Below are 22200 nucleotides of genomic sequence, written 5' to 3'. Positions count from 1 at the left end.
CCCGCGAGTCACGGACGACGCTAGCGCGACGCCGTCTTCACGCCCGGGCCCTGCAAGAGGACGCGGCGACCGAAGGCGCGGTCCACGCGGCCGAGGAACTCACGGAACTTCGGGTAGTCCTCCGCCTTGATGCGCGCCTGGGTGAGGGCCACTTCGCCCTCGGCGATGAGCGTGCCCTGCTCCACGCGGTAGGAGAGCTTGAGGCGACCGAAGGGCGTCTGCTCCTCCACGGCCTGCGGCAGCTCCGCCACCGTGTAGCCGCCCGGCAGCGTGTAGCGCAGCGCGAACGTGTTGAGCCACGGGCCCTGCATGACCAGGTCGAAGCGACGCTCGGCGAGCGCGGCGTAGGCCTGCTGGTACGTGCGTCCCGTGCCGAAGGGCAGGAAGCGCAGGCTGCCACCGGGCAGCACCTCCGTGTAGCGGGGGATGCTCATCCGGAAGTTCAGCGTGACGTCATCGTCCAGCTTGGTCGTGTCGCTGAGCTTCACCTCGCGCACGGTGAGGCCGGGGAAGCTCTGCGCCCACGCGCGCTCGAAGGTCGACTTGCGCGTGGCCTCGGGGCGGTACGCGCGGCGGTAGTCCGGCGCGGACTGGCCCGCCACCGTGCTGGCGCCCTGCACCTCGGCGCCGCCGTCCGGCCGGAGCGTCACGTCCATGGAGAGCTGCGTGGCGTTGTCCTCGGCCTTCGCCTCGGGGGTGACGAGGAAGTTGCTCTTGCCGTCCGGATCCACCACGAGCACGTTGGCCACGCGGTCCGCGCTGGGCATCTCCTTGGCGCCGTGGAACTCCGCCGTGCCGTCCAGGTAGAGGTCGAACTTGGGCACGTAGGTGATGGCGTGGTTGAAGGCCGCCAGCGACGCGGGCTCCGCGTCCAGCGTGCCCAGGTTGCGCATGCGCAGGAGCACCAGCCGGCTGTCCACGCCCGCCACCTTCAGCATGGCGTGGATGAGGCTCGCCTTGTCCTTGCAGTCACCGAAGCGGCGCGCGAGCACGCGGTCCACGCGGTAGGGCTTGAAGCCGTGGATGCCGAACTCCAGCGCCACGTAGCGCGTGTTCGTCACCACGAAGGAGTAGATGGCGCGCACCACCGCCAGCTCGTCCTTGCGGTCCACGCCCTGGAGCACCTGCTCCACCGTTGCCTTCAGCTCGGCGTTGGGCTGGAGCTGGTCGCGCACCAGGCCCCACCAGTAGCGGCCCACCTGGTCCCACGTCTTGTACGTGGAGACGTGGAGGTTCTGCGCCACCTCGGACCAGCCGGGCATGCCGGGCTCGGGCACCACCTTGGAGACGCTGCGCGCGTTGAAGCGGTACAGCACGCGGCCCGCGTCCACGGTCTCCTGCGCCTGCTGCACGCCGGCCAGCTTGCTCTTGTTCCAGTACAGGGGCCGCTCCTTCGGCATGTCCACCAGGTACTGGAAGCGCACCTTCGGGTAGACGCCCTGCACGCTCTCCACGTCGCCCCAGTAGTCCGACAGCAGGTTGTCCTGCGCGGTGTCGTCCAGCCGGTACGTCAGCTCCAGCGTGTCGCCGGCGGCGAGGGACGGGAAGGAGATCACCTTGGCGCGGGCGTCGTAGTACATGCCCGTCCACGGCTCGTTGATGTTGCGGTCGTTGTCGCCGTAGCTCTCCACCACCGAGCCGTCCGGCTTGGTGACGCGGGCGCGCAGCACGCGCACCTCCTGCCGGTCCGGCGAGTACGTGACGGGCAGGCTGCGGAACGAGTCCACGCCGCGCTGGTTCAGCACCTTCACCACCATCTGCTGGAGGCGGCTGGACAGGCCGCTCTTCTGGACGCGGACGTAGGTGTTGTCGACCAGGTAGACGGCGTCCTCGTTGGCGTAGGCCTCTGCTTCCTTCTGCAGCGGGCGCGCGTCCACCAGGTACTGGGTGCCCGCGGCCTCGGCCTCGCCCTTGAGGGTGCGCAGGGCTTCCTTCAGGCCCGGGTTCTGCGGACGCAGCACCAGGGAGCGCTCGAAGGCGGCCAGCGCCAGCTCGCGCTTGCCACCGGCGAGCAGCGCCCGGCCCTCGCGCTCGTGCACCTCGGGCTCGTCGGGAGACAGGGCCTTCGCCTCGGCGAACAGGGCCGCGGCCTCGTCCACCTGACCGTTGGAGGCCTTCAGCTCCGCGAGCCGCACGCGCGCGCCGTTGTCGAAGGGGTTGAGCACCAGGAGCTGCGCGTACTCGCGCTCGGCGGCTTCCACCTGACCCGCGTCCGCGAGCAGCGAGGCGAGCTGGCGACGGGTGCCGGTGTCGTCGAAGCGCAGCGCGAGCACCACGCGCATGCGGTCCATGGCCTCCTTCGAACGGCCGAGCTGACGGGACACCTGCGCCGCGGCGCGCACCACGCCAGGCGTGCGGGGGAACTGGCGGAACGTCTCCTCCACCAGCGTCTGCGCCCGAGGCCGCTCACCGAGCGTCTCGTACGCGCGGGCCAGGAGCAGGCGCGCGTCCGCCGAGTCCAGGTTGTTCTCCAGGAGCGCCAGCACGCGCTCGGGGTGGCCGCGGTCCAGCTCGTGCTCGGCCAGCGCCACGCGGGCATCCATGTACGTGGGGTCCGCCTTCACGGCGGACTCGAGGAAGCGGCGGCGGTCGTTCAGGTCATCGCGCTGGGTCTCGCTGGCGAGGTACTGAAGGCGCGCGTCCTGCGGCGCGGCCTCGGCGGCGAGCGCGGCCTCGGTGGTGGCGGTGTGCTCGCGCTCGTCATACGCGCGGAAGTACGCCAGCACCTGCGCGTAGTCGCCGCGCAGCGAAGCGTCCTTCGGGTTGCGCTCCACCAGGGTGCGCAGCGAGGACGTGAGGGTGGGCAGTGCCTGGGGCGCGGGCGCGGCGTTGCGCTCCAGCGCGGGCGCCTTCGCGGGCAGGTTGGCGCGCGCGGAGGTGGACTCGGAGCGCAGGTAGAAGCCCAGGGGGCCGGACTCCTGGCACACCTTGAGGAGCACGCGGTTGAGGCCCTTCTTCAGCTTCACCGACACGCGCGCCTGGTCGGGGCGGGGCAGGTTGTAGCGGTCCTCCTTCGCGGCCTGCTGGCCGTTCACCCACAGCCGGAAGGCGCCAGACGTTCCGAGGCCCAGCGTGACGCGCGTGTCCTGCGGCATCTCCAGCCAGGTGAGGGCATAGGCCACCGACTCGCGGTTGGGCCGCACCGCCGCGGACAGGTCCACGTAGCCATCCGCCGGGCTGACGGACAGCTTGCGCCACCCGGCCTCATGTCCCTTGGCCGCGGGGTAGCGCGCGCCCAGGTCCAGCGTGGCCGACTCCGGCCCGAAGTCCGTGTCGCAGCCGGCCTTGCCTTCGTTCTCGAAGCCGCCGACGACGTAGTAGTCCCCGATGAAGCCCAGCCACTGGCGGACTTCATTGGCGCGCACGAGGCGACCGCGGGAGCGCTCCACGTCCATCAGGAGCATCTGCGCGGTGGCGCGCGTGCCGGGGTCCGCGCTGCGCTTCGAGGCCAGCGACTGGTAGGTGCTCACCAGCGGGGTGAGGTCCTCCACGTCGTCGATGAGGCCATGGACTCGGAGGAGGGCGGCGCCGCCGCGGGGCGACGAGGCCAGGCGCTGGGCCTCGGCCATGTAGCCCTTGGCCGTCTCGTCCGCGCTCGGCTTCGCTTGCACCAGGAACGGGCAGGTGAGCACGAAGACTGCGGACAGCCATTTGAAGCGCGACATCCGTTCTCCTCGGTAGGGCGTCCAGCGCGAGAGGTCCCGCGTGGGCCTGGGGCGACGACGGCGGTGAACAGGCGGCCCCCCCTGGGCCTTCCCCTGCCACGTAACGCCGAGCGACGAGCAGCCAACCTAGAACGGATGGCGGTGTGGGAGAAGTGGGGAGGCGGGGGCTCAGGTGAGCGTGAACGCCCGGGCCAGGGTGAGCACGTCCACGCGCACCGCGCCCGCCGTGAGCAGGGCCGAGGCGGCGGCGCGCGCCGTGGCGCCCGTGGTGAACACGTCATCCAGCAGCACGAGCGAGCGACCGGCGACCTCGGAGGATGCACGGAAGGCGGTGGCCACGTTGGCGGCGCGCTCGGCTTCGCTGAGGCCCACCTGTCGCCGCGTGTCGCGGGTGCGCTCGAGCCAGCCCACCGGGGCCTCGCGACCCGAGGCCTGCGCAAGTGCTCCAGCCAGCAGGTGTGCCTGGTCGTACTGGCGCTGCTGGAAGCGGTGGGTGTGCAGCGGCAGCGCCACCACCGGGCCCGTCGCGTCGGCGAGGAAGCGCCGCGCTTCATCCGCCAGCAGGGCGCCGAGCGGCGCGGCCAGCTCGGGATGGTCCTCGTACTTGAACCGGTGGATGGCGCGCGCGATGGGACCCTCATGCGCGAAGGGCGCCCACGCGCGGGTGAAGGGCGGTGGGGCGGCGCGACATCGCGGGCACGTCTCGGCGGGAAAGGTCCCGGGCTCGGCGCAGGCGCGGCAGCACGCGGGAGGCAGGCGCTCCAGCGCGGTGTCGCAGGACTCGCAGAACGCGGAGCCCGGGCCAGACAGCACCCGGGCGCACGCGATGCACGCCGGTGGGTACAGCAGGTCCAGGAGCGCCGTCAGCACGCGGAGCAGCTCCTCCCGAGGCGACGGGCCCGAGACCTCACGGCAACAGGCCCTGGCGATTCATCTCCGCGGACGTGGGCAGGCCCATGACCTTGCACAGCGTGGGCGCGATGTCCGCGAGGATGCCGGGGCGCAGCTTCTGTCCTCGGAAGTCCGGGTGGATGAGGTGGAACGGCACGGGGTTGAGCGTGTGCGCGGTGTGCGGCTCGCCCGTGACGGGGTCGGTCATCTGCTCGCAGTTGCCGTGGTCGGCGGAGATGGCCATCACCCAGCCGTTGCGCTCACACGCCTTGCCGAGAATGCCCAGGCATTCATCCACCACGCGCACCGCCTGCATCGCCGCGTCCAGCCGGCCGCTGTGGCCCACCATGTCCGGGTTGGCGAAGTTCACCAGCGCGAAGTCGTACTTGCCCGAGTCCAGCCGCTTCACCAGCTCGGCCGTCAGCTCGCGCGCGGACATCTCCGGCTTCAGGTCATACGTCTTCACGTCGCGCGGACTGGGCACCAGGTGGCGGTCCTCGCCCGGGTAGACGACCTCGCGCCCGCCGTTGAAGAAGAACGTGACGTGCGCGTACTTCTCCGTCTCGGCGGTGCGCAGCTGGCGCAGCCCCTGGCGCGACAGCAGCTCCGGGAAGATGTCCTGCGGCTGATCCGGCCCGAAGGCCACGGGCAAGTCGAAGGTCTCGTCGTACTGGGTCATGCAGACGTAGCGCCCCAGTCGCAGACCGCCTCGGTCGAAATCCTTGAAGCTGGGATCCGCGAGCGCGCGCGTCATCTCCCGCGCCCGGTCCGCGCGGAAGTTGAAGAAGAGGACGACGTCGCCATCCTGGATGCGCCCCACGGGCGAGCCATCGCCGTGGGTGATGACGGTGGGCTTCACGAACTCGTCCGTCACCTTCTCCGCGTACGAGGCGCGGATGGCGGACAGCGCGTCCGGAGCCTTGGGGCCCGCGGCGTGCACCATCGCCTCATACGCGAGCTGCACGCGGTCCCAGCGCTTGTCGCGGTCCATGGCGTAGTAGCGCCCGCTCACGGTGGCGATGCGCGCGGCCTTCGTGTCCTTGAGGAAGCGCTCCAGCTCCTCCACGTAGCCCAGCGCGCTCTGTGGCGGCGTGTCGCGACCGTCGAGGAAGGCGTGCACGTAGACCTGCGGCAGGGCCCGCTCGCGCGTGGCGCGCAGCAGCGCGTACAGGTGCTCCATGGAGGAGTGCACGCCACCCGGAGACACGAGCCCCAGGAGGTGCAGCGCCTTGCCGTCCGCCTTGGCTTGATCCATCGCCGCGCGCAGCACCGGGTTCTGGGCCAGCTCGCCAGAGGCCGCCGCGCGATTGATGCGCACCAGGTCCTGATAGACGATTCGCCCCGCGCCGATGTTGGTGTGGCCCACCTCGGAGTTGCCCATCTGGCCATCGGGCAAGCCCACCGCGAGACCGGCGGTCTGAAGCTCGGTGGAGGGGTAGGGATGGGTCAGCCGGTCGAGGTGCGGCGTGCCAGCGAGCAGGATGGCGTTGGCGTCGCGCTCGGCGCGGATGCCCCAGCCGTCCAGGATGCAGAGCAGGACCTTGTGGGCGGGTGTCATGCCCGAACCCTAATCACGCGGGCGCCGGGGCGGAGAGCACAAAAGTCGCGCGGCGGGGCTTTCGAGAGGGACGGCTGGCCCCTCCTGGCGAGCCTCTCCCACGTGCCGCGTCGGTGGAGTCATGGGGGCGATGGGCCGGCCGCTGGCCCGCCCTGGGCACACGTCACCGTGGCGCGGGGGCCGGGGCATCCAGGCAGATGGCGTCCTTCGCCCGAGCGAGCGACTCCTCCGAGGGCCGGCCGCCCGGGTTCTCCGTGGCCAGGGCCTGATTGAGCGCGATGAAGGGGCGCAGGCGCTCCTCGTAGCGACGGAATGCGCCGGTGAAGTCGCCCTGCGCGCGAGCCAGCTCCTCGGCCAGGACATAGGCGCCCACCAGGGCCATGCTGGTGCCCTGCCCCGACAGCGGCGAGGCGCACCACGCCGCGTCACCGAGCAGCGCCACGCGCCCCGAAGACCAGTGCTCCAGGTGCACCTGGGCCATCGCGTCGAAGTAGAAGTCGGGGGCGTCCCACATGGCGCGGAGGATGCGAGGCGTCTCCCAGCGCAGGTGCGCGAGCCGCTCGGCCACGAGCTGCTTCTGGGCCTCGGGGTCGCGCAAGGACGTGTCCTGGGCCCCACCGCCGAAGCCGACGGTGATGCGCAGCTCGGTGTTGTCCCGCACGGGATAGATGCCGAAGCCCGCGTCGCCATCGCGCATCCACACCTGCCACTGGTCCAGGCCCAGGAAGTTCTCCGCGCGGAAGATGGCGAGCTGCGTCCCCAGGTGGCGCACGAACTGTGACTCGGGGCCGAAGGCATGGCGCCGCACGTTCGAGTGCAGGCCATCCGCGCCCACCACGAGGTCGAAGTCGCGCGGGGGGCCATGCTTGAACTCGACGTGCACGCCTCGCGCGTCCTGCCTGAGCGAGGTGATGGAGTCGCCGAAGCGGTACTCCACTTGGGGCTGGGTCCGCTCGAGGAGCATGCGCGTGAGGTCCTCGCGCAGCACCTCCAGGTCCGCGCTGTCCAGCTGGCCCGCGCTGAAGGTCATCTCCTCGGTGCGCATCCGCTCGTTCCCGTCTGGATCCAACACGGACATGCCCTTCATCCGAGTGCGGACCCGCTGGGCCTCGGCCAGGAGCCCCATGCGCTCGATGACCTGGAGCGCGACGCCGCGGATGTCGATGGCCTGTCCGCCGAGTCGCGGCGCGGGGGCCTGCTCGACCACGGTGGGCTCGAATCCATGGTGACGGAGCCACCACGCCAGCGCGGGCCCCGCGATGCTCGCCCCAGAAATCAGTACGGTCTTCATGTCGCCTCCCTGTACGGTGTACGCTGTGATGTGTACGACGTACGCGGAGGGGTGCCAATTGGCCGGGACGCGAATCTATCCTAGGACAGCGATGGTCTGGACGCGGCGCGAGCACGGCTGTCCTAGGACAGCGGCGAGGTGCCCGTGAGCACGCCCACGCCGCCTCCCTATCTGCGCATCGCCGAGGAGCTGCGGCGGCGCATCACCTCCGGAGCCCTCGCGCCAGGTGCGCGTCTGCCGTCGACTCGGCAGATTGCTCGCAAGTGGCGCGTGGCGCTCGCCACGGCGACCAAGGCGCTCAACGTCCTGCACCAGGAAGGGTTGGTGCGTGGCGAGCCCCGCGTCGGAATCGTGGTGCTCGCGCGCGGAGTGCCCGCGCCGCCACCGCCGCCTCGGCCTCCCGAGGACCCCGAGCGAGAGCTGTCGCGCGAGCGCCTCGTGCGCGTCGCCATCGAGATGGCCGATGCCGAGGGCCTCTCCGCCCTGTCCATGCGCGGCGTCGCGTCACGGCTCGGGGTGTCGACCATGTCGTCGTATCGCCACGTGCGCGACAAGGAGGAGCTCGTCCTGCTCATGGCCGACGCCGCGTTCGGAGAGTACGTCTACCCCGAGGCTCCACCCGAGGGCTGGCGCGCGCAGTTGGAGCTGGCGGGCCGAGCGCTGTGGTCGCTGTTCCGGCGTCACCCGTGGTTGGCCCAGCTCAGCCCGCTCACGAGGCCGCTGCCGCTGCCGGGCCTGCTGTCGCATGCGGAGTGGTCGCTGCGCGCGCTGAAGGCCCTGCGACTCGAAGGACCGGCGTTGTTGGACGCGCATGTGCTGCTCTTCAGTCACATGCAGGGGCTCGCCGCCAACCTGGAGCGAGAGGCCCAGGCCGAGGCGGCCACGGGCCTGTCGGACGACCAGTGGGGCGCGACCCAGGAGACCGCGTTGAAGTCCATCGCGGAGTCGGGGCGCTTCCCGACCTTCGCTGCCCTCCTGCGAGAGCTGCCCGCGGAGGGCTACACGCTGAACCTCGATGCGCTGTTCGAGCAGGGGCTGGCGGCCCTGCTCGATGGCTTCGCTCATTCCCTCGAGCGGCGGAAGAGGAGAGCCGCCGCGAGATAGTCACGTGCCGCTACGGCATGCAGCCGCACCAGCACGTGCCCTCGTAGTCGCAGATGCCACATCGCGGTGCGCCGCAGGCGCGGTCGCACTGAGAATTCATGGTGCACTTCCAGCCCGCGGCCGCGGGCTCCTGGCCTCCCGCGACGAAGCCCAACCCCAGGCCCAGCATCAGCGAGGCACCCACCCACAGTTGCTTCAGCATGACGACCGCTCCTCCGGAAAGGCGCGATCTATTCGCGCCACCTCGGCATTTCATGCAATTCAAGCGAGCTGTTCAAGCGCGCAGCGAGAGGGAGAACGCGAGGGCGGACGCAAGACAGGCCACGGTGCGCACGGTGTTCCACAGCGTCCACCGCACCTGGTAGTCCGCCCAGAGCCGAGTGCCCTCGGTGCTCGTGGGGTCCACCACCGCGAGCGCCTCGTTGAGCGGCACGTTGCCCAGCCCCGTCACCACGATGTGGCCCACGAGGTAGAGCACGCCGCCCGCGAGCAGGAGGAGGGCATGGGGCTCCTGCCGACCTCGCGTCAGGGCGTAGATGATCAGCGCCACGCACAGGAGCGCTGTTCCGGCGAAGGGCGTGGCGAACGCGGGATGAAGGCGCCCCCCGCTCACGATGGTGGCGTTGATGGACTGCATCGCCGCCATTCCCTGCGCGGGCGGCAGCCGCGTCAGCGCTCGCATGAGGAAGGTGGAGAAGGGCAGGTAGACGCCAGCCATGAGGCCGCAGCCAACGGCGGCCAAGAGCTTCGCGATGAAGACGGAGCGGTCGAGCATGGGGGACCTCATGACCTCAGGCCGCGGCGCCGGAGACGGCCACGGACCGGCCAATGAACGCCGCGCTCTGCGCCGCGTGCGCGAGGAACCGGCCCACGCTGTTGCGAGAGACCTTCATGAGTTCGGTGTCTCCCTCCGTGGACAGCGCCGGCATGGGCTGCTCCGCCGCGTCCGTCAGGTGCACCGGCTGGGCAATCACCCAGTCGAGCCCGCTCTCACGGACCACCTCCTCCTGCTTCTCCGTGTCGGCGATCTGCGGCTTGAGCAGGAGCTTGAAGAACAGGGCGTCCACGGTGCCCAGGCGATGGCGCGTCACGCCCACGCCGTAGCTGGTCTGCACCACCAGCTTGCGCACCCCGTGCTGGCGCATCGCGGAGACGACATTCCGAGTCCCCGCCGAGCGCACGTCCATGGGCGTGTGCGCCGCGCCGAAGAAGCGCACGCGCAGCGGGTTCTCGCGAATGCCCAGCGTGATGATGACCGCGTCCTGCCCCTTCACGGCGCGCTCCACATCCTCGGGGTTCATCACGTCCCCCACGAAGGTGTGCAGGCGCTCGCGCGCGTTCTCAGTGGGCTCGGCGCGCCGGGTGAACGCCGTGACCTCATGGCCCGCGGACAGGAGCTGCTCCACCGCCGCACGACCCGAACCGCCCGTGGCACCCAGAACGAGGACCTTCATTGGTGACTCCAAGGCAGGGAGGAGAAGCGCCGCGGAGTCGCGGTTGGCTCGCCCTGCACGCCATCCAAGATGCGTTTTTGGGGCTGGCTTCTCAATGCCTGGAAGTCGCTGGTTCATGCTCGTTCGTCCAGAACGCCTGGACGAACGATGCGGCAACACCGATGCTCGGGCCATGAAGAATCCATGGACTCGGGTGGACCCGGTGGGCGAGGCGCTGCACCTGCTGCGGATGAGCGGCATGTTCTATTGCCGCTCCGAGTTCACCGCGCCGTGGGGGCTGGCGTTGCCGCCCATGGACGACTGCCTGATGTTCCATGTGGTGACGTCGGGCCGGTGCTGGCTGGAGCTGGATGGACTGGAGCCCCGCCTGTTGCAGCCGGGGGACTTCGCGCTGGTGCCGCACGGAACGGGGCACGCGCTGACGAGCGAGCCGGGCGTCCCCGCCGCGAACCTGTTCGACCTGCCGCGCGAGCTGCTCAGCGAGCGCTACGAGGTGCTGCGACACGGGCAGGGCGGCGCGCCCGCGAACCTCATCTGCGGCGCGGTGCGCTTCGACCATCCGGCGGCGCGCCACCTCGTCAAGCTCCTGCCGCGCGTCATGTGCGTGGACGCCTCGAACGAGTCGCAGGCCGAGTGGCTCGGAGGCACGCTGCGCTTCATGGCGGCCGAGGCGCGCGGGCTGCGTCCCGGGGGCGAGGCCGTCATCACGCGGCTGGCGGACATCCTGGTCATCCAAGCCATTCGTGCGTGGTTGGAGCAGGACCCCGCGGCGCGAACGGGATGGTTGGGCGCGTTGCAGGATCCGCAGATTGGCCGCGCGCTGGCGCTCATCCACCGCGAGCCGGCGCGGCCCTGGTCCGTCGAGTCGCTGGCGGCGGAGGTCGCCATGTCTCGCTCGGCGTTCGCGGCGCGCTTCACCGAACTCGTGGGCGAGCCCGCGATGCATTACGTGGGGCGCTGGCGCATGCACGTCGCGCACACGTGGCTGCAGGAGGAGGACGGCGTCTCGCTGGGGGAACTCGCCAACCGGATGGGCTACCAGTCCGAGGCGGCCTTCAGTCGGGCCTTCAAGCGCTTCCTTGGGATATCCCCGGGCGCCGCGCGCAAAGGCGGGGGACGAGGCGCCGCGGGTGCGCTCCCTTCGCCTCCTGGCCCGGATGCGTGAAGCTGCCCAGCCGCGCTGGATTGGCGTATGCACGTCCGGGTGAGCGTCTCCGACACCCGTGGAATCCTCTTCGACCTCGACGGCACGCTGGTCGACTCGCTGCCGGACATCATCGACAGCTTCCTCCATGCCTTCACGCACCTGGGCCTGGAGTCTCCCTCCCATGCGCAGGTGCGCGCGCTCATCGGGCATCCGCTCGAGGCGATGTATGCGCGCTTCGCGCCCGCGGACCGGGTGGCGGAGCTGTGCGTCACCTACCGCGAGCACTATCCGCGCAACTTCCACCGACGCTCACGGCCCTTCCCGGGCGTGACGGAGGTGCTGCAGGTGCTGCGCGAGCGCGGCTATCTGTTGTCTGTCGCGACCACCAAGCGCAGCGACATGGCCCATCGCTTCGTGGAGGCGATGGGACTGTCGCCGCTCCTGCACCACGTGCAGGGCACGGACGGCTTTCCTCACAAGCCCGCCCCGGACGTGATTCACCGCGCGCTTGCCGCGCTGGGCACCCGCGGCTTGTGGATGGTGGGTGACACCTCGCTCGACCTGGGGGCCGGGCGCGCGGCGGGGCTGCGCACCTACGCCGTGACGTGGGGCACGCACTCCGTCGAGGAGCTCACGGCCGCGGGGCCGGATGAGCTGCAGCCCAACCTGCTGCGACTGCTGGAGCTGCTGCCTCCGCTGCGCTGACCCGTCGTCGCAGGTGTTGTCCGGATGGCCCCGGCCTGGAGTGCCGCTGCCGCGACCGAGGGGGCGTGCGTAGGTTCGCGCCTTGCGAGGGAGCCAGCATGGGGCGAACTGCAACGGGCATCGAAGGTGTGCTGTGGGGCATGGCCTGCATGACGCTGGCCGCGTGTGCACCGGGAGACGGTTCCGCCCCCTGGCCTGATGGTTGTCCCGGCGCGGGACCGCGCGAGACTCCGACCGCGGTGGGCCTCCCGTGGGAGGTGGTCAGCGGCGGCTCGCGAGGCGTGAGCGCCTACGACGCGCGGCCCTCCGTGAATCCCGCCGTGGACCAGCAGGAGGATGGGCTCCCCGTGTTCCACCTCTTCGTCCCGGACTCGCTGCCGGACGACGATGACGAGCACCCCGCGCGCCTCTATCACCTGGGGCGCTGCTATGCGCTGTCGCTGAAGGCGCACGGCAGCACGTCGATGGCGTTCCCCAAGCGCAGCTACACGCTGGAGTTCGAGGGAGACTCCTTCGATGCGGCGCGCCACAAGGTGACCCTCATCAGTCCCTTCAATGACAACTCCTATCTGCGCACGCGCCTGTCCTTCATGCTGTGGAACCTGCTGTCGCCCGAGCACGCGCAGGTGCAGGCGTCGAGCGCCGTCGTCTACGTGAATGGCCGCTACGAGGGGCTCTACACCGTGGTGGACCACGTCGACCGGCACCTCCTGGCCCAGCAAGGCTGGGACGCGGAGGGCGAGCTGTTCAAGGCCGTGGACTGGAACGCCAACTTCTCGCGGCTCGATGAGAGCGGGAGGTCCAAGCACTCGCTGAACCAGGGCTTCGAGAAGAAGGACGGGGAGCCCAAGAAGGGGGACGCGGCCTTCGCCCACATCGAGGCGCTCACGGCGTTCGTCGCGGATGCGTCACCCGAGGACTTCGTCGCGCACCGCGAGGAGTGGCTGGTGTCTCGCGACTACGAGGACTGGTGGATCCTCGGCACGCTCATCCAGGCGCGCGACTCGGTGGCGAAGAACGCGTACCACTTCCGCGACTCCGGGCCCGAGGGGAAGTGGCGCTTCGTGCCCTGGGACATGGACGCGAGCTTCGGCCAGGAATGGGACACGCGCCGCGTGGACGCGGAGGCGTGGGACGACTTCTCCGGCCCCAACCAGCTCTTCGCGCGAATGCTCGCGGCCCCGGACATCGCCGCCCCCCTGCGCGCGCGCTACCGCGCGTTGCTGCACGGAAGCCTTCGGGTCGAGAACGTCCTGGGGCTCGTGGACATCGCCGCGAGCGAGCTGGCGGAGGCGGCGCGCAAGGACGAGGGCAAGTGGGGCGTGGCCTATGCCACGTTCCCGCGGTGGAGCGACCGGACGGACATCGTGGGCCATGACGACGAGGTGCGGGCCCTGCGCGAGTGGGTGCGGCAGCACTGGGAGAGAGTGGATCAGCAGCTTCGCTGACGTGCCTCGCGCGCGCTCACTCCGCGGCCTGTCCGCGTGTCTTGTAGGTGAGGACCGGGGCCAGGGTGGCCACCACGCGGACGAGGCCCGCCTCGACGAGGTCCGTCACCACGCGGTCGATGGCCTTGTATGCGGGCGGCGCCTCTTCGTAGAGCAGGTCGCGGTCCTCGCAGATGACGTGGCTCTTGAAGGTCGTGCGCGTGAGTGACTCGGCGGTGAAGCGCTCGCGGATGCGCTCGCGCGCGGCGGTGCGCGTCCACTTGCGGCCCGCGCCGTGCGCCAGGCTTTGCGCGCTGAGCACGCCGCTGCCCACGGGCATCACCACATAGCTGAGCGCTCCGCGACTGCCGGGAATCACCACCGGCCCCGCGTCGGAGGGGGCCGCGCCCTTGCGGTGCAGCCACGTCACGCGGTCCTGCTCCTGCACGCGGGTGATGCTGTTGTGACAGACATCCAACACGCGCCGGCCGCTCGCCCCGATTCCGTCCAAGAGGCGCGTGGCCACCACCGCTCGGTTGGCCCGGCCCCACTCCACCGCGGCGTCATGGCGCGTGAGATAGCTCCGCGCTTCATCCGAGTCCGCCGCCAGTCCGCCCGCCGCGTGACGGTCCACATGCGAGCGGAGGATGGATTCTCCCAGGCCGCGTGAGCCCGAGTGCACGAGCAGGAGCAGGCGGTCCGCGGCGAGGCCCAGCGCCTCGAAGACGCGGGCGTCGTGCACCGCGTCCACGCGCTGCACCTCGGCGAAGTGATTGCCGCCGCCCACCGTGCCCAGCGCGGTCTCGAAGCCCGTGGGCTTCACGCCGTATTCGGCGAGCACGGCCTCCGCGTCACCGGCCCACGGGCCTTCCAGGTCCAGCTTCGCGGCCCAGCGCTCCGCCTTCGCCTTGCGCACCGGCAGGTCCGTGTCCCACAGCCCCATGCCACAGCCGATGTCGCCGCCCACGAGGTACGGATAGAAGCAGCCCTCGGACACGAACGCGGCGCCCACCGGCGCGCCCTTGCCCGGGTGGATGTCCGGGAGTCCCACCGCCTGGCGCATGCCGGGCCAGCGCGCCACGGCCTCCAGTTGTCGCACCGCTTCGCCCTCCACCCACGATTGGGGCGACGCGATGACGCGGACGAGCGGCTCGGAAGAGGGATGCTCGGAGGACGGAGAGGAAGGAAGGTTCAGGTCGGGCGGCGACATGGCCGGCTCCGACGGGGGCTTCGCGGAGCGCCTGACGGTCCGCCCCACGGGGTTGCCCGCCTACTTGTGGTAGGGCTCACCCTTGAGGATGGTGAACGCGCGGTAGAGCTGTTCGACGAGCACCATGCGCGCCATCCGGTGGGGCAGGGTCATCTTCGAGAGCGACAGGACCCGGTCCGAGGCCGCGCGCACGCGGTCATCCAGGCCCTCGTCCCCACCGATGACGAACAGCAGGTCCTTGGCGCCCGTCTGCGCCTTGCCCACGTAGCGGCTCAGCTCCACGGAGTCGAGGAGCTGGCCGCGCTCGTCCAGGGACACGAGCCAGTCCTGGGGCTTGCGCTTGGCGAGGATGGCGTCGGCCTCGGCGGACTTCGCCTCACCGGCCTTGAGCTTCTTCCCGCTGGCCTCGGACAGCTCCACCAGCTCGAAGCGCGTGTAGTGCCCGAGCCGGCGCGCGTACTCCTGGACCGCGGGCTCGAACAAGCCCGAGCGGTCCTTGCCGATGGAGAGCAGACGGACCTTCACGTCAGGACAGCTTCTCCCGAGGGGCATCCGCCCACAGGCCGTCCAGGTCGTAGAAGGCGCGCACGTCGCCGAGGAACAGGTGCGCCACCACCTCGTCGTAGTCCAGCAGCACCCACTGGCCCGTTTCCATGCCCTCGGTGCTCAGCGCGCGGACCGCGTCCGGGCCCTGCTTGAGCTGGATCTGCACGTGCTCCGCCATGGCGCTCACCTGGCGGTCGGCCTCGCCGGACGCGATGACGATGTAGTCCGCGTACGAGGTCATCCCGCGCATGTCGAGGATGACGACGTCCAGGGCCTTCTTGTCGAGCAGGAGCTGGCCAATGCGGTGGGCGAGCGCCTTCGCATGGGCGTTCTCGGCGGGGGGCGGCGGCGGCGCGACGACGCGGGCCTTCTTCTTGGCCGGCGCCTTCTTGCGCGCGGGAGCCCGGGGGGCCGCGGACTTCTTGGCCGAGGGCTTCTTGGCCGCCGGCTTCTTGTTGCCCGCGGGGGCCCGCGTGCCGGTCTTCTTGGGGGTGCTCGTCTTCTTCTTCGTAGCCATGTGGAACGGCACCCTACCGCACCCTTGGCAACCCGCCAGCGGTCCTCTATCTGCTTCCGTCCATGAGCGACGCCCGCCTTGAACAGTTCAAGAAGATGGTGGCCCAGTTCCCCGCCGCCCCCATGGCCTGGTTCTCCCTGGGCAAGCTGCACCTGGAGCGCCGGGAGTACGCCGAGGCCATCCAGGCCCTGGAGTCCGCTGTCCGACTGGACCCGAACTATGCCGCCGCCCTGGTGTCCCTGGGGGATGCCCATGCCGCGGCCGGCCAGACGGACCAGGCCCGCGAGGTGTTCGGCCGGGCCCGTGCGCACGCGCTCTCCCAGAACCACCCGGGGCTCGCCGAGGAGATTGACGCGCGGCTCGAGGACCTGGGCTGAGCGGGACTACGGGGCATCCCGCCAGGTGATACCCACGCCCATGAGCTGACGCGAATACGACAGCCCGTTGTGGGGCAGTCGCGTACTCCACAGGCCCCAGGACACTTCCAGGTCCACGTGCTCGCTCACCGGTCGCGTGAGCTTGAGTGAGAGCGAGTCCTGCCCCTCGTCCTCCTCCACGAGGATGATTTCGGGCGACAGGTAGATGCCGTCCGGGTAGCGCGACAGCCCGAGCGAGCCCTGGACGAACAACGACAGCCGCCACGGCAGGCGCACCCCCGCGTTGGCCGTCACGCGGTGGCGGAGCATCGTCTCCCCGAAGCTGTTGGAGTCCGTCTCCTGGTACGTGTACGTGAGGCCCAGCGCCACCGGGCCTCGGTATGCGTAGCCCGCGCCCACCTGGATGGCGCCGTCGTGGCGGCGGGTGTACGTCTCGGGGACCGCGTCTCCTGGGAGCCGGGCCTGGGTGCCGTAGCCGCGCGAGCCCCAGCCCCCGAAGACGTTCAGGCTGTGGCGCCGGTTGAAGCGGTAGCGCGCGAGCCCGCCCACCTCCAGGCCGCCGAAGTTCGCCGAGGGATTGGCGCGGTAGACGAAGCGCCGAGGCCCCAGGTTGAGTCGCAGCGCGAGCCGTACGTCCGGGGCGTACTCGGCGAAGAGGCTCGCCCCCAGGTCCGAGTACGCGCGCGAGCCGCCTCTGCGGTCCTTGGCGTGGCCCTCCACGCCCACGCCCCACTCGGTCCCGAGCGCGAGCGAGCCCTCCACCGCGCCGGATTGGATGAGGGTGTCCTCGCCGGGGAAGGCGCTGTACTTGCGCGCGCCCAGCTCGTAGCGGCCGAGCAGCTGCGTGCGCTCGCCTGTCCGCCGTGCCTCGGCGGCGCCCAGCACGCTGAGCGCGAGGTCCAGGGTGGACGGCGCCTCGGGCCCGGACGCGTAGTCGCGCGGGGCGTTGCTGTCCACCAGCAGACGGGCCGTGCCCTTCAGCGCGGTCTGCCAGCCCTCCGCGCGCACACCTCCCCCGAACGCGGCGACCAGGACGATGAGCAGCGAGCGGAGGCGGCGAGCCAAAGCGCGCGCACCATATCCCGGCCCCCGCCTGCACGCCCCAGCCTCGGGAGGGCGGGCCCCCGTGGCCTCGCCGGGCCTTCGAGTGGACGCGGCCCGGCCGCCTCTCCGATGACGGGCCACCCGGGCACCCGATAGATTGCGCCCATGCGCTTCATGTCTGTCCTCGCGGCGGCGGCCTGCCCGTGGCTCGTCGCCTGCTCGTCTTCGTCCTTCATCACGGAGGTGAAAGGCGAGACGACCGTGCCCGCGAGCCCCCCCGGGGTCGAGACGCCCCTCAACGCCTTCCCCGCCATCAGCAGCTTCGCGGCGCTGGACTTCGACCAGAACCAGGACTTCAAGAACCAGGGCGTCTCCAAGTCCGACGTGAAGGGCGTCCAAGTGCGCTCCGTCACCTTGAAGATGCTGGGGCCGAACGACCAGGACCTGCGCTTCCTGGACGCGCTCGAGTTCTTCGCGCGCGCGGGAGACAAGCAGTCGAGAATGGCGCACCGCGAGGGCATCGCGGAGGTGCAGCTCTCCCTGCCCAACCCCGAGCTGCCGCTGCGCGCCGAGGACGTGGACCTGCGCGACTTCGTCGCCGCCCCCACCATGGGCATCATCGTGCGCGGCAGTGGTCGGCTGCCGGAGAAGGAAGTTCGCCTGCAGGCCACGGTGGTGCTGGACGTGGCCGTGAGCCTTCTCTAGGGCGCCATCACCGGAGCGATCAGCTCCTTCGCGCGGCGCTCCAGCGCGGTGGCGCGGCCATCCAGGTCACGCACCAGCGACTCCAGCCGCGTGGCCTCCGCCTCCAACTCGCCGAGGTCCTCGGGCGCACCCGCGGCCAGCGCCTGCGCGCGCGGGGCGACCACGTCCGTGCGGCGGTCGCTCGCCCGGTAGGTGTTGAAGGTCGGGGGAGGATTCGTGGGGCCGCCCTTGCCGGGCTCCTCGCCGGGCGACGTCGTCGGTCCCGGCCCGTTTTCCCCCACGTTGGCCATGGGAGGCGAATCCGCCAGGGAGCCGCCTCCGCGCCGCTGCGTCGTCTCCACCTCGAGGCCCCGGCTCGTGCTCGTCCGCAGTCGCAGGTGCCGGTCGTGCTCGTCGAACATCGACTCCTCGCCGAGGAAGTCGTTCATCCGGCGATCCAGGTCGCGCTCCTCGCGCACCTCGGTGATGCGGGCGCGCAGGGCGCCGAGCCGCAGCCGCGCCTTGTCCTGGCTGTCGCGCAGCGTGTCCGCGCGCGCGAGCAGGTCCTCGGGATCATCGCCTCCCGCCGTGGCCTCGTTCAGCGCGGGCACGCGCGAGGCGGGCAGGGCGGCGCGCACCGCCTCGCGCTCCATCCGGACCGCGCGCATCTGCTCCACCAACTGCGTCCGCTGGGTGCGCTCCGAGGTTCGGTCCCACGCCGCGCGCAGCCGCGACAGTTCATCGGACAGCTCGGTGTGCAGCGTGAGGTGAGCGCGCTCCACCTCGGTCTCGGCGCCGGACACCGACTGCGCCAGCCCGGTCAGCGTTCCGCTCAGCTCCTGCGAGCGGCGCAGCGCGGTCTCCAGCTCCGACCCGGGGCTGAGCCGGCCCTGGTGTTCGGCTTTGAGTGTCTCGATGCGCGCGGCCAGTCCGTTCAGCTCATCCCGCAGGGCCTGTTGCCGGGTGCGCAGCGAGCGGGCTTCCGCGCGTGCTTCCTGGGCCCGCGTGCGCGCCACATCCAGCCCCGAGGCCGCCCCAGCGGGGGCCCCGAACGCGAGACAGGCCAGCATGACGAGGGCGCGCAGCTTCATCTCCAGGGGTCCTTCAGCAAGGCGGATGCCAGCCTGCCCGTGTCCTATCCAATCCCCCTGGGTCGACGAAAGCCCCCGCGCTCCAAGCACTTGGCGCGCCCGAGGGTGGGCGAGGGTGGGCGGGAGGCTGGTGGAAAGTCATGGTGCGGGGGCGGGAGTGATGGATTTTCGAGGCTCACCCCTCCTCGGGGCGCTCTCCCTTGGGGAGGAAGCCGTACTTCTCCAGCTTGTAGTACAGCGCCGAGGTCTTGATGCCCAGCAGGCGAGCGGTCTCGGTCTTCACGCCGGCCGCCTTGTCGTAGGCGCGGGCGATGAGCTGGCGCTCCAGGTCCTCCAGGATGTCCGGAAGCGGGCGATCTCCGTGCGGCACGGGCAGCCCCGCGTCCAGGCGGGCCGAGCCGCCGGTGAGGTGCGAGGGGAGGTCCGCCTCGGTGAGCACGTCGCCCTCGGCGAAGACGAGCGCCTGCTCGATGCAGTTCTCCAGCTCGCGCACGTTGCCCGGCCACGCGTGGCGAGTGAGGGCTCGCAGCGCGCCGTCGTCCATGCCCGTCACGCGGCGGTTCACCCGGGGGCCGTGCTTGGCGACGAAGTGACGCGCCAGCAGGGGCAGGTCCTCGGGGCGCTCGCGCAGGGGCGGGAGCTGGAGCGGGACGATGTGCAGGCGGTAGTAGAGGTCCTCGCGGAAGCGGCCCGCCTTCACCTCGGCCTGGAGGTCGCGGTGGGTGGCGCTCACCACGCGCACGTCCACCTTGAGCGTCTCCTCGCCACCCACGCGCTGCAGCTCGCGCTCCTGGAGCACGCGCAAGAGCTTGGTCTGCACGGAGGCGGGAATCTCGCCCACCTCGTCCAGGAAGAGGGTGCCGCCGTCAGCCAGCTCGAAGCGGCCCAGCTTGCGCTTCACCGCGCCGGTGAAGGCGCCGCGCTCGTGGCCGAACAGCTCGCTCTCCAGCAGTGTCTCGGCCAGCGCCGCGCAGTGCACCACGACGAAGGGCCCGTCCTTTCGCGGTGACTCCTGGTGGAGCATGCGCGCCACCAGCTCCTTGCCGGTGCCGCTCTCTCCGCGCACCAGCACCGTGGCGTCCGTCGCGGCGGCCTTGCGCGCTTGGGCCAGGAGCTTGCGCACCGGCTCGCTGTCTCCCACGAGGCTGCCGTGGGTGAGCGCCGCGTCCGCGTCGTGCGCGGCGGTGCGCGCGGTCAGCTTCTCCACCTGGCGCCGCGTGGCGGCCAGCTCCAGGCCCTTGTCCACCTTGGCGCGCAGCACGTCCGGGGCGAAGGGCTTGGTGATGAAGTCGGAGGCGCCTTCCTGCATGGCCTGCACGGCGGTCTCGATGGTGCCGAACGCCGTCACCACCAGTACCACGGCGTTGGCGTCCGCGTGCTTGAGCGCGCGCGTCACCGCGATGCCGTCCATGCCGTCCATCTTCAGGTCCGTGACGACCAGGTCGAACGGGGACTTCTTGTAGGCCGCCAGGCCCTCGGCGCCGCTGCGCGCCGCGGAGACCGCGTGGCCCGCGCGGGTGAGCGTGACGGTCATTCCCTCGCGCAGGGTGTCGTGGTCGTCGATGACGAGGATGCGGGCCATGGGTGCTCGGGCCTCCAGGGGCAAGGAGTATCGCGGACGCGTGGCCTGGGCGCGCGCCCGGCGTGGCACCCTACACCGGTCGTGGCCGCCCGCACGCTCGGCATGCGAAGGCGCTGGCGTCGCGCGCGGGGGTGGTGTCTACCCGCCGCATGTCCGATGTCACTCCGTCTCCGCTCCAGGAGCTGCTCGCGCGCCACGTCCCCGAGGACGACAAGGAGCGCGAGGACCTGGTGCGCATGCGCCACTTCGCCGCCGTGCTGCCCCTGCCGTTCTCGCGCGCGCAGGCCCCCGCTCACTTCACCGGCAGCGCCGTGGTGGTGGATCCCACGGGGCAGCGCCTCGTGCTCTTGCACCACGCCAAGCTGAAGCGCTGGCTGCAGCCCGGAGGACACGCCGAGCCCGCGGACGGCGGCCGCATGGAGGCCACCGCGCTGCGCGAGGCGCGTGAGGAGACAGGCTGCCGCGTGAGGCCCCATCCCGCCGCGCCCGTGCCGTTGGACGTGGACGTGCACGGCATCCCCGCGCGCAAGGACGAGCCCGGCCACGAGCACCTCGATGTGCGCTTCCTGTTCGTGGCCGACGACCCCGAAGCCCTGGCGCATGACCCCGCGGAGTCGTTCGGTGCGCAGTGGCTCACGTGGGACGAGGCGCTCGCCCGGGCCGACGAGGCCCCGCTGCGCCGCTTGCTGGAGAAGGCCCGCCGCTTCGCGTGACGGCACTCCGGGGACGGGCCGACGGTCCCCGGTGAACACCCGTGGCCTTCTACTGGGCCACACTCGGCGCGCTTCGTGCGAGCCCGCGCGGCGGGGGTATGGCCGAAGCAGAAAGTTGTATCCACCCTAGGTGGGGTCGGGGTGGGCGAAGGCCGAAGGGAAGGCCCATCGCTCCCCGGGAGACCGGGAGGGGGGAGTTCCATGTCGTTCACTGTTCAAGGGGGAGCGCATCCGGCGCCAGGCCGGAATGTCGCGGCCTCGCGGGCGAGCGCGGAGGGCCAGCGCTACGCCCCCGCCGAGTTGAGGGTCACACCGCATCCTGAGTGGTTGCGCGCGATGATGGCGCGGCTGGAGCCCGAGTGGCGCACGGCCTGTTGGCCCGCGCTGTTCGCGGAGACCGCGCGCGGTGAGCATCCACCGCTGCGGTGCTGGCGCCGGGTGCTGAGTCAGTTCTTCGTCATCGTCGAGGCCTTCCCCAAGTACATGGCCCTGTCGTTGGTGAAGACGACGTACGGCAAGCGCGAGGGCGACGCGAGCGCTCGGCGGTGGCTCTTGCGCAACCTGGCCGTCGAGGCGCGGCACGCCGAGTGGTACATCGACTGGGTGCGTGCCCTGGGCGTGGATCCGACCGCGCTCTTCCAGCAACAGCCTCTGCCGGAGGTCGCCGCGCTGCACGACTACCTCGTGGCGGTGTGCGCGCGCGGCACGCTGGCCGAGGGCGTGGCCGCGTCCAACTGGGCCATCGAGGGCATCACCGGCGTGTGGACGCGCGAGGTGGCGCAGCCCTTCCGGGCCTACGCCGCGGATGGGGCGCGCATCGACGCGACGTCGATGATGTGGCTCAAGGCGCACGCGCGCTACGACGACGCGCACCCGGACGAGGCGCTGGAGCTCATCAAGCTCGCCACCGACGACACCACCGACGAGCCCGCGCGCGTGGAGGTCGCGGCGCGCACGGTGCTGCGGCTGTATGCCACGGCCATCGCCGCGTGCGTCTCCGATTGACGGACGGCGACGCACACCCTGCGACTCGGACTCCGGACCGCGGAGGCGCGACGCGTGTCCGCTGTCTCGCGTCCGCGCGAGGAATCGTGTCAGCCAGCCGGCAGCGCGCTGGACTTTCGTCGCGATGCGCTGCGGAGGTCGGCGACGAGGGCCAGTGTTGAGGCCGGGCCGAGCGCCGCGCGCCTCCAT

21 protein-coding genes are annotated in these 22200 nt (G+C 71.1%); 8 read left to right on the top strand and 13 right to left on the bottom strand.

Annotated elements, in window-relative coordinates; translation table 11 throughout:
• Positions 1–20: 20 nt before the first annotated feature.
• From JGU66_10435 to JGU66_10420, 4 genes are all read right to left on the bottom strand, one after another.
• Entirely contained in the window at positions 21–3665 is a 3645-nt protein-coding gene (locus tag JGU66_10435; protein ID MBJ6761181.1) for a DUF3857 domain-containing protein, read from the bottom strand.
• A gap of 168 nt (positions 3666–3833) precedes the next feature.
• The gene (locus JGU66_10430) at positions 3834–4535 is read right to left on the bottom strand and encodes a ComF family protein (protein MBJ6761180.1); all 702 of its coding nucleotides are present in this window, start codon (positions 4533–4535) and stop codon (positions 3834–3836) included.
• 37 nt (positions 4536–4572) lie between these two features.
• Positions 4573–6114: a 2,3-bisphosphoglycerate-independent phosphoglycerate mutase gene (locus JGU66_10425; GenBank protein ID MBJ6761179.1), complete on the bottom strand. Its 1542-nt coding sequence runs from the start codon at positions 6112–6114 to the stop codon at positions 4573–4575.
• A gap of 163 nt (positions 6115–6277) precedes the next feature.
• Positions 6278–7405 (bottom strand): FAD-dependent monooxygenase, encoded by a 1128-nt coding sequence (locus JGU66_10420; protein MBJ6761178.1) that lies wholly within the window; start codon positions 7403–7405, stop codon positions 6278–6280.
• Positions 7406–7543: 138 nt separating this feature from the next.
• Between JGU66_10420 and JGU66_10415 the strand changes: the two genes are divergently transcribed.
• Positions 7544–8509 carry a TetR/AcrR family transcriptional regulator C-terminal domain-containing protein gene (locus JGU66_10415; GenBank protein ID MBJ6761177.1) on the top strand — a complete coding sequence of 322 codons (966 nt, stop codon included), beginning with the start codon at positions 7544–7546 and terminating at the stop codon, positions 8507–8509.
• Between the two features lie 10 nt (positions 8510–8519).
• Here the strand turns inward: JGU66_10415 and JGU66_10410 are convergent, their stop codons facing one another.
• The 3 genes from JGU66_10410 to JGU66_10400 form a co-directional block, all read right to left on the bottom strand.
• A complete protein-coding gene (locus JGU66_10410) occupies positions 8520–8711 on the bottom strand; it encodes a hypothetical protein (protein ID MBJ6761176.1) in 192 nt (63 codons plus the stop codon).
• A 72-nt stretch (positions 8712–8783) separates the two neighbouring features.
• A complete protein-coding gene (locus JGU66_10405) occupies positions 8784–9284 on the bottom strand; it encodes a DUF1772 domain-containing protein (protein MBJ6761175.1) in 501 nt (166 codons plus the stop codon).
• Positions 9285–9300: 16 nt separating this feature from the next.
• Positions 9301–9963 carry an SDR family NAD(P)-dependent oxidoreductase gene (locus tag JGU66_10400; GenBank protein ID MBJ6761174.1) on the bottom strand — a complete coding sequence of 221 codons (663 nt, stop codon included), beginning with the start codon at positions 9961–9963 and terminating at the stop codon, positions 9301–9303.
• A gap of 172 nt (positions 9964–10135) precedes the next feature.
• Here JGU66_10400 and JGU66_10395 point away from each other — a divergent pair, with 172 nt between their 5' ends.
• From JGU66_10395 to JGU66_10385, 3 genes are all read left to right on the top strand, one after another.
• The gene (locus tag JGU66_10395) at positions 10136–11128 is read left to right on the top strand and encodes an AraC family transcriptional regulator (GenBank protein MBJ6761173.1); all 993 of its coding nucleotides are present in this window, start codon (positions 10136–10138) and stop codon (positions 11126–11128) included.
• 39 nt (positions 11129–11167) lie between these two features.
• The gene (locus tag JGU66_10390; protein ID MBJ6761172.1) at positions 11168–11815 is read left to right on the top strand and encodes an HAD-IA family hydrolase; all 648 of its coding nucleotides are present in this window, start codon (positions 11168–11170) and stop codon (positions 11813–11815) included.
• 98 nt (positions 11816–11913) lie between these two features.
• Positions 11914–13263: a CotH kinase family protein gene (locus tag JGU66_10385; protein ID MBJ6761171.1), complete on the top strand. Its 1350-nt coding sequence runs from the start codon at positions 11914–11916 to the stop codon at positions 13261–13263.
• A 16-nt stretch (positions 13264–13279) separates the two neighbouring features.
• Here the strand turns inward: JGU66_10385 and JGU66_10380 are convergent, their stop codons facing one another.
• From JGU66_10380 to rsfS, 3 genes are read right to left on the bottom strand one after another with little or no spacing between them, the layout of a single operon-like run.
• Positions 13280–14452 (bottom strand): RNA ligase RtcB family protein, encoded by a 1173-nt coding sequence (locus JGU66_10380; protein MBJ6761170.1) that lies wholly within the window; start codon positions 14450–14452, stop codon positions 13280–13282.
• A gap of 60 nt (positions 14453–14512) precedes the next feature.
• The gene (locus JGU66_10375) at positions 14513–14977 is read right to left on the bottom strand and encodes a 23S rRNA (pseudouridine(1915)-N(3))-methyltransferase RlmH (GenBank protein ID MBJ6761169.1); all 465 of its coding nucleotides are present in this window, start codon (positions 14975–14977) and stop codon (positions 14513–14515) included.
• Position 14978: 1 nt separating this feature from the next.
• Positions 14979–15515, bottom strand: coding sequence for a ribosome silencing factor (gene rsfS, locus JGU66_10370; protein MBJ6761168.1), 537 nt, complete (start codon positions 15513–15515; stop codon positions 14979–14981).
• 62 nt (positions 15516–15577) lie between these two features.
• Here rsfS and JGU66_10365 point away from each other — a divergent pair, with 62 nt between their 5' ends.
• Complete coding sequence (locus JGU66_10365) at positions 15578–15892, top strand: tetratricopeptide repeat protein (protein ID MBJ6761167.1); 315 nt, start codon at positions 15578–15580, stop codon at positions 15890–15892.
• A 6-nt stretch (positions 15893–15898) separates the two neighbouring features.
• On the opposite strand, the gene JGU66_10360 is transcribed toward JGU66_10365, so the two are convergent.
• Entirely contained in the window at positions 15899–16957 is a 1059-nt protein-coding gene (locus JGU66_10360) for a hypothetical protein (protein MBJ6761166.1), read from the bottom strand.
• Between the two features lie 144 nt (positions 16958–17101).
• Between JGU66_10360 and JGU66_10355 the strand changes: the two genes are divergently transcribed.
• Positions 17102–17641, top strand: a complete 540-nt coding sequence (locus tag JGU66_10355) for a hypothetical protein (GenBank protein ID MBJ6761165.1) — start codon at positions 17102–17104, stop codon at positions 17639–17641.
• Here JGU66_10355 and JGU66_10350 read toward each other — a convergent pair.
• Both JGU66_10350 and JGU66_10345 read right to left on the bottom strand, forming a co-directional pair.
• The gene (locus JGU66_10350; protein ID MBJ6761164.1) at positions 17638–18711 is read right to left on the bottom strand and encodes a TetR family transcriptional regulator; all 1074 of its coding nucleotides are present in this window, start codon (positions 18709–18711) and stop codon (positions 17638–17640) included. The genes JGU66_10355 and JGU66_10350 overlap by 4 nt on opposite strands.
• A gap of 175 nt (positions 18712–18886) precedes the next feature.
• Complete coding sequence (locus tag JGU66_10345) at positions 18887–20293, bottom strand: sigma-54-dependent Fis family transcriptional regulator (GenBank protein ID MBJ6761163.1); 1407 nt, start codon at positions 20291–20293, stop codon at positions 18887–18889.
• A gap of 149 nt (positions 20294–20442) precedes the next feature.
• Here JGU66_10345 and JGU66_10340 point away from each other — a divergent pair, with 149 nt between their 5' ends.
• Positions 20443–21006 (top strand): NUDIX hydrolase, encoded by a 564-nt coding sequence (locus tag JGU66_10340; protein MBJ6761162.1) that lies wholly within the window; start codon positions 20443–20445, stop codon positions 21004–21006.
• Positions 21007–21207: 201 nt separating this feature from the next.
• A complete protein-coding gene (locus JGU66_10335) occupies positions 21208–22011 on the top strand; it encodes an iron-containing redox enzyme family protein (protein ID MBJ6761161.1) in 804 nt (267 codons plus the stop codon).
• The last annotated feature ends 189 nt before the right edge of the window (positions 22012–22200 follow it).

Source organism: Myxococcaceae bacterium JPH2 (assembly GCA_016458225.1).
GTDB lineage: Bacteria > Myxococcota > Myxococcia > Myxococcales > Myxococcaceae > Citreicoccus.
The sequence above is the reverse complement of the archived record's forward strand: the minus strand, read 5'-3'. Positions and strand labels throughout refer to the sequence as shown.

Bases quoted from the DNA above. Each gene is read 5' to 3' on its own strand.
- JGU66_10405 (MBJ6761175.1), bottom strand. From the start codon at position 9,284: ATGCTCGACCGCTCCGTCTTCATCGCGAAGCTCTTGGCCGCCGTTGGC.
- JGU66_10335 (MBJ6761161.1), top strand. From the start codon at position 21,208: ATGTCGTTCACTGTTCAAGGGGGAGCGCATCCGGCGCCAGGCCGGAAT.
- JGU66_10365 (MBJ6761167.1), top strand. From the start codon at position 15,578: ATGAGCGACGCCCGCCTTGAACAGTTCAAGAAGATGGTGGCCCAGTTC.
- JGU66_10410 (MBJ6761176.1), bottom strand. From the start codon at position 8,711: ATGCTGAAGCAACTGTGGGTGGGTGCCTCGCTGATGCTGGGCCTGGGG.
- JGU66_10400 (MBJ6761174.1), bottom strand. From the start codon at position 9,963: ATGAAGGTCCTCGTTCTGGGTGCCACGGGCGGTTCGGGTCGTGCGGCG.
- JGU66_10425 (MBJ6761179.1), bottom strand. From the start codon at position 6,114: ATGACACCCGCCCACAAGGTCCTGCTCTGCATCCTGGACGGCTGGGGC.
- JGU66_10420 (MBJ6761178.1), bottom strand. From the start codon at position 7,405: ATGAAGACCGTACTGATTTCTGGGGCGAGCATCGCGGGGCCCGCGCTG.
- JGU66_10340 (MBJ6761162.1), top strand. From the start codon at position 20,443: ATGTCCGATGTCACTCCGTCTCCGCTCCAGGAGCTGCTCGCGCGCCAC.
- JGU66_10435 (MBJ6761181.1), bottom strand. From the start codon at position 3,665: ATGTCGCGCTTCAAATGGCTGTCCGCAGTCTTCGTGCTCACCTGCCCG.
- JGU66_10395 (MBJ6761173.1), top strand. From the start codon at position 10,136: ATGAAGAATCCATGGACTCGGGTGGACCCGGTGGGCGAGGCGCTGCAC.
- JGU66_10355 (MBJ6761165.1), top strand. From the start codon at position 17,102: ATGCGCTTCATGTCTGTCCTCGCGGCGGCGGCCTGCCCGTGGCTCGTC.
- JGU66_10350 (MBJ6761164.1), bottom strand. From the start codon at position 18,711: ATGAAGCTGCGCGCCCTCGTCATGCTGGCCTGTCTCGCGTTCGGGGCC.
- rsfS (MBJ6761168.1), bottom strand. From the start codon at position 15,515: ATGGCTACGAAGAAGAAGACGAGCACCCCCAAGAAGACCGGCACGCGG.
- JGU66_10380 (MBJ6761170.1), bottom strand. From the start codon at position 14,452: ATGTCGCCGCCCGACCTGAACCTTCCTTCCTCTCCGTCCTCCGAGCAT.
- JGU66_10385 (MBJ6761171.1), top strand. From the start codon at position 11,914: ATGGGGCGAACTGCAACGGGCATCGAAGGTGTGCTGTGGGGCATGGCC.
- JGU66_10345 (MBJ6761163.1), bottom strand. From the start codon at position 20,293: ATGGCCCGCATCCTCGTCATCGACGACCACGACACCCTGCGCGAGGGA.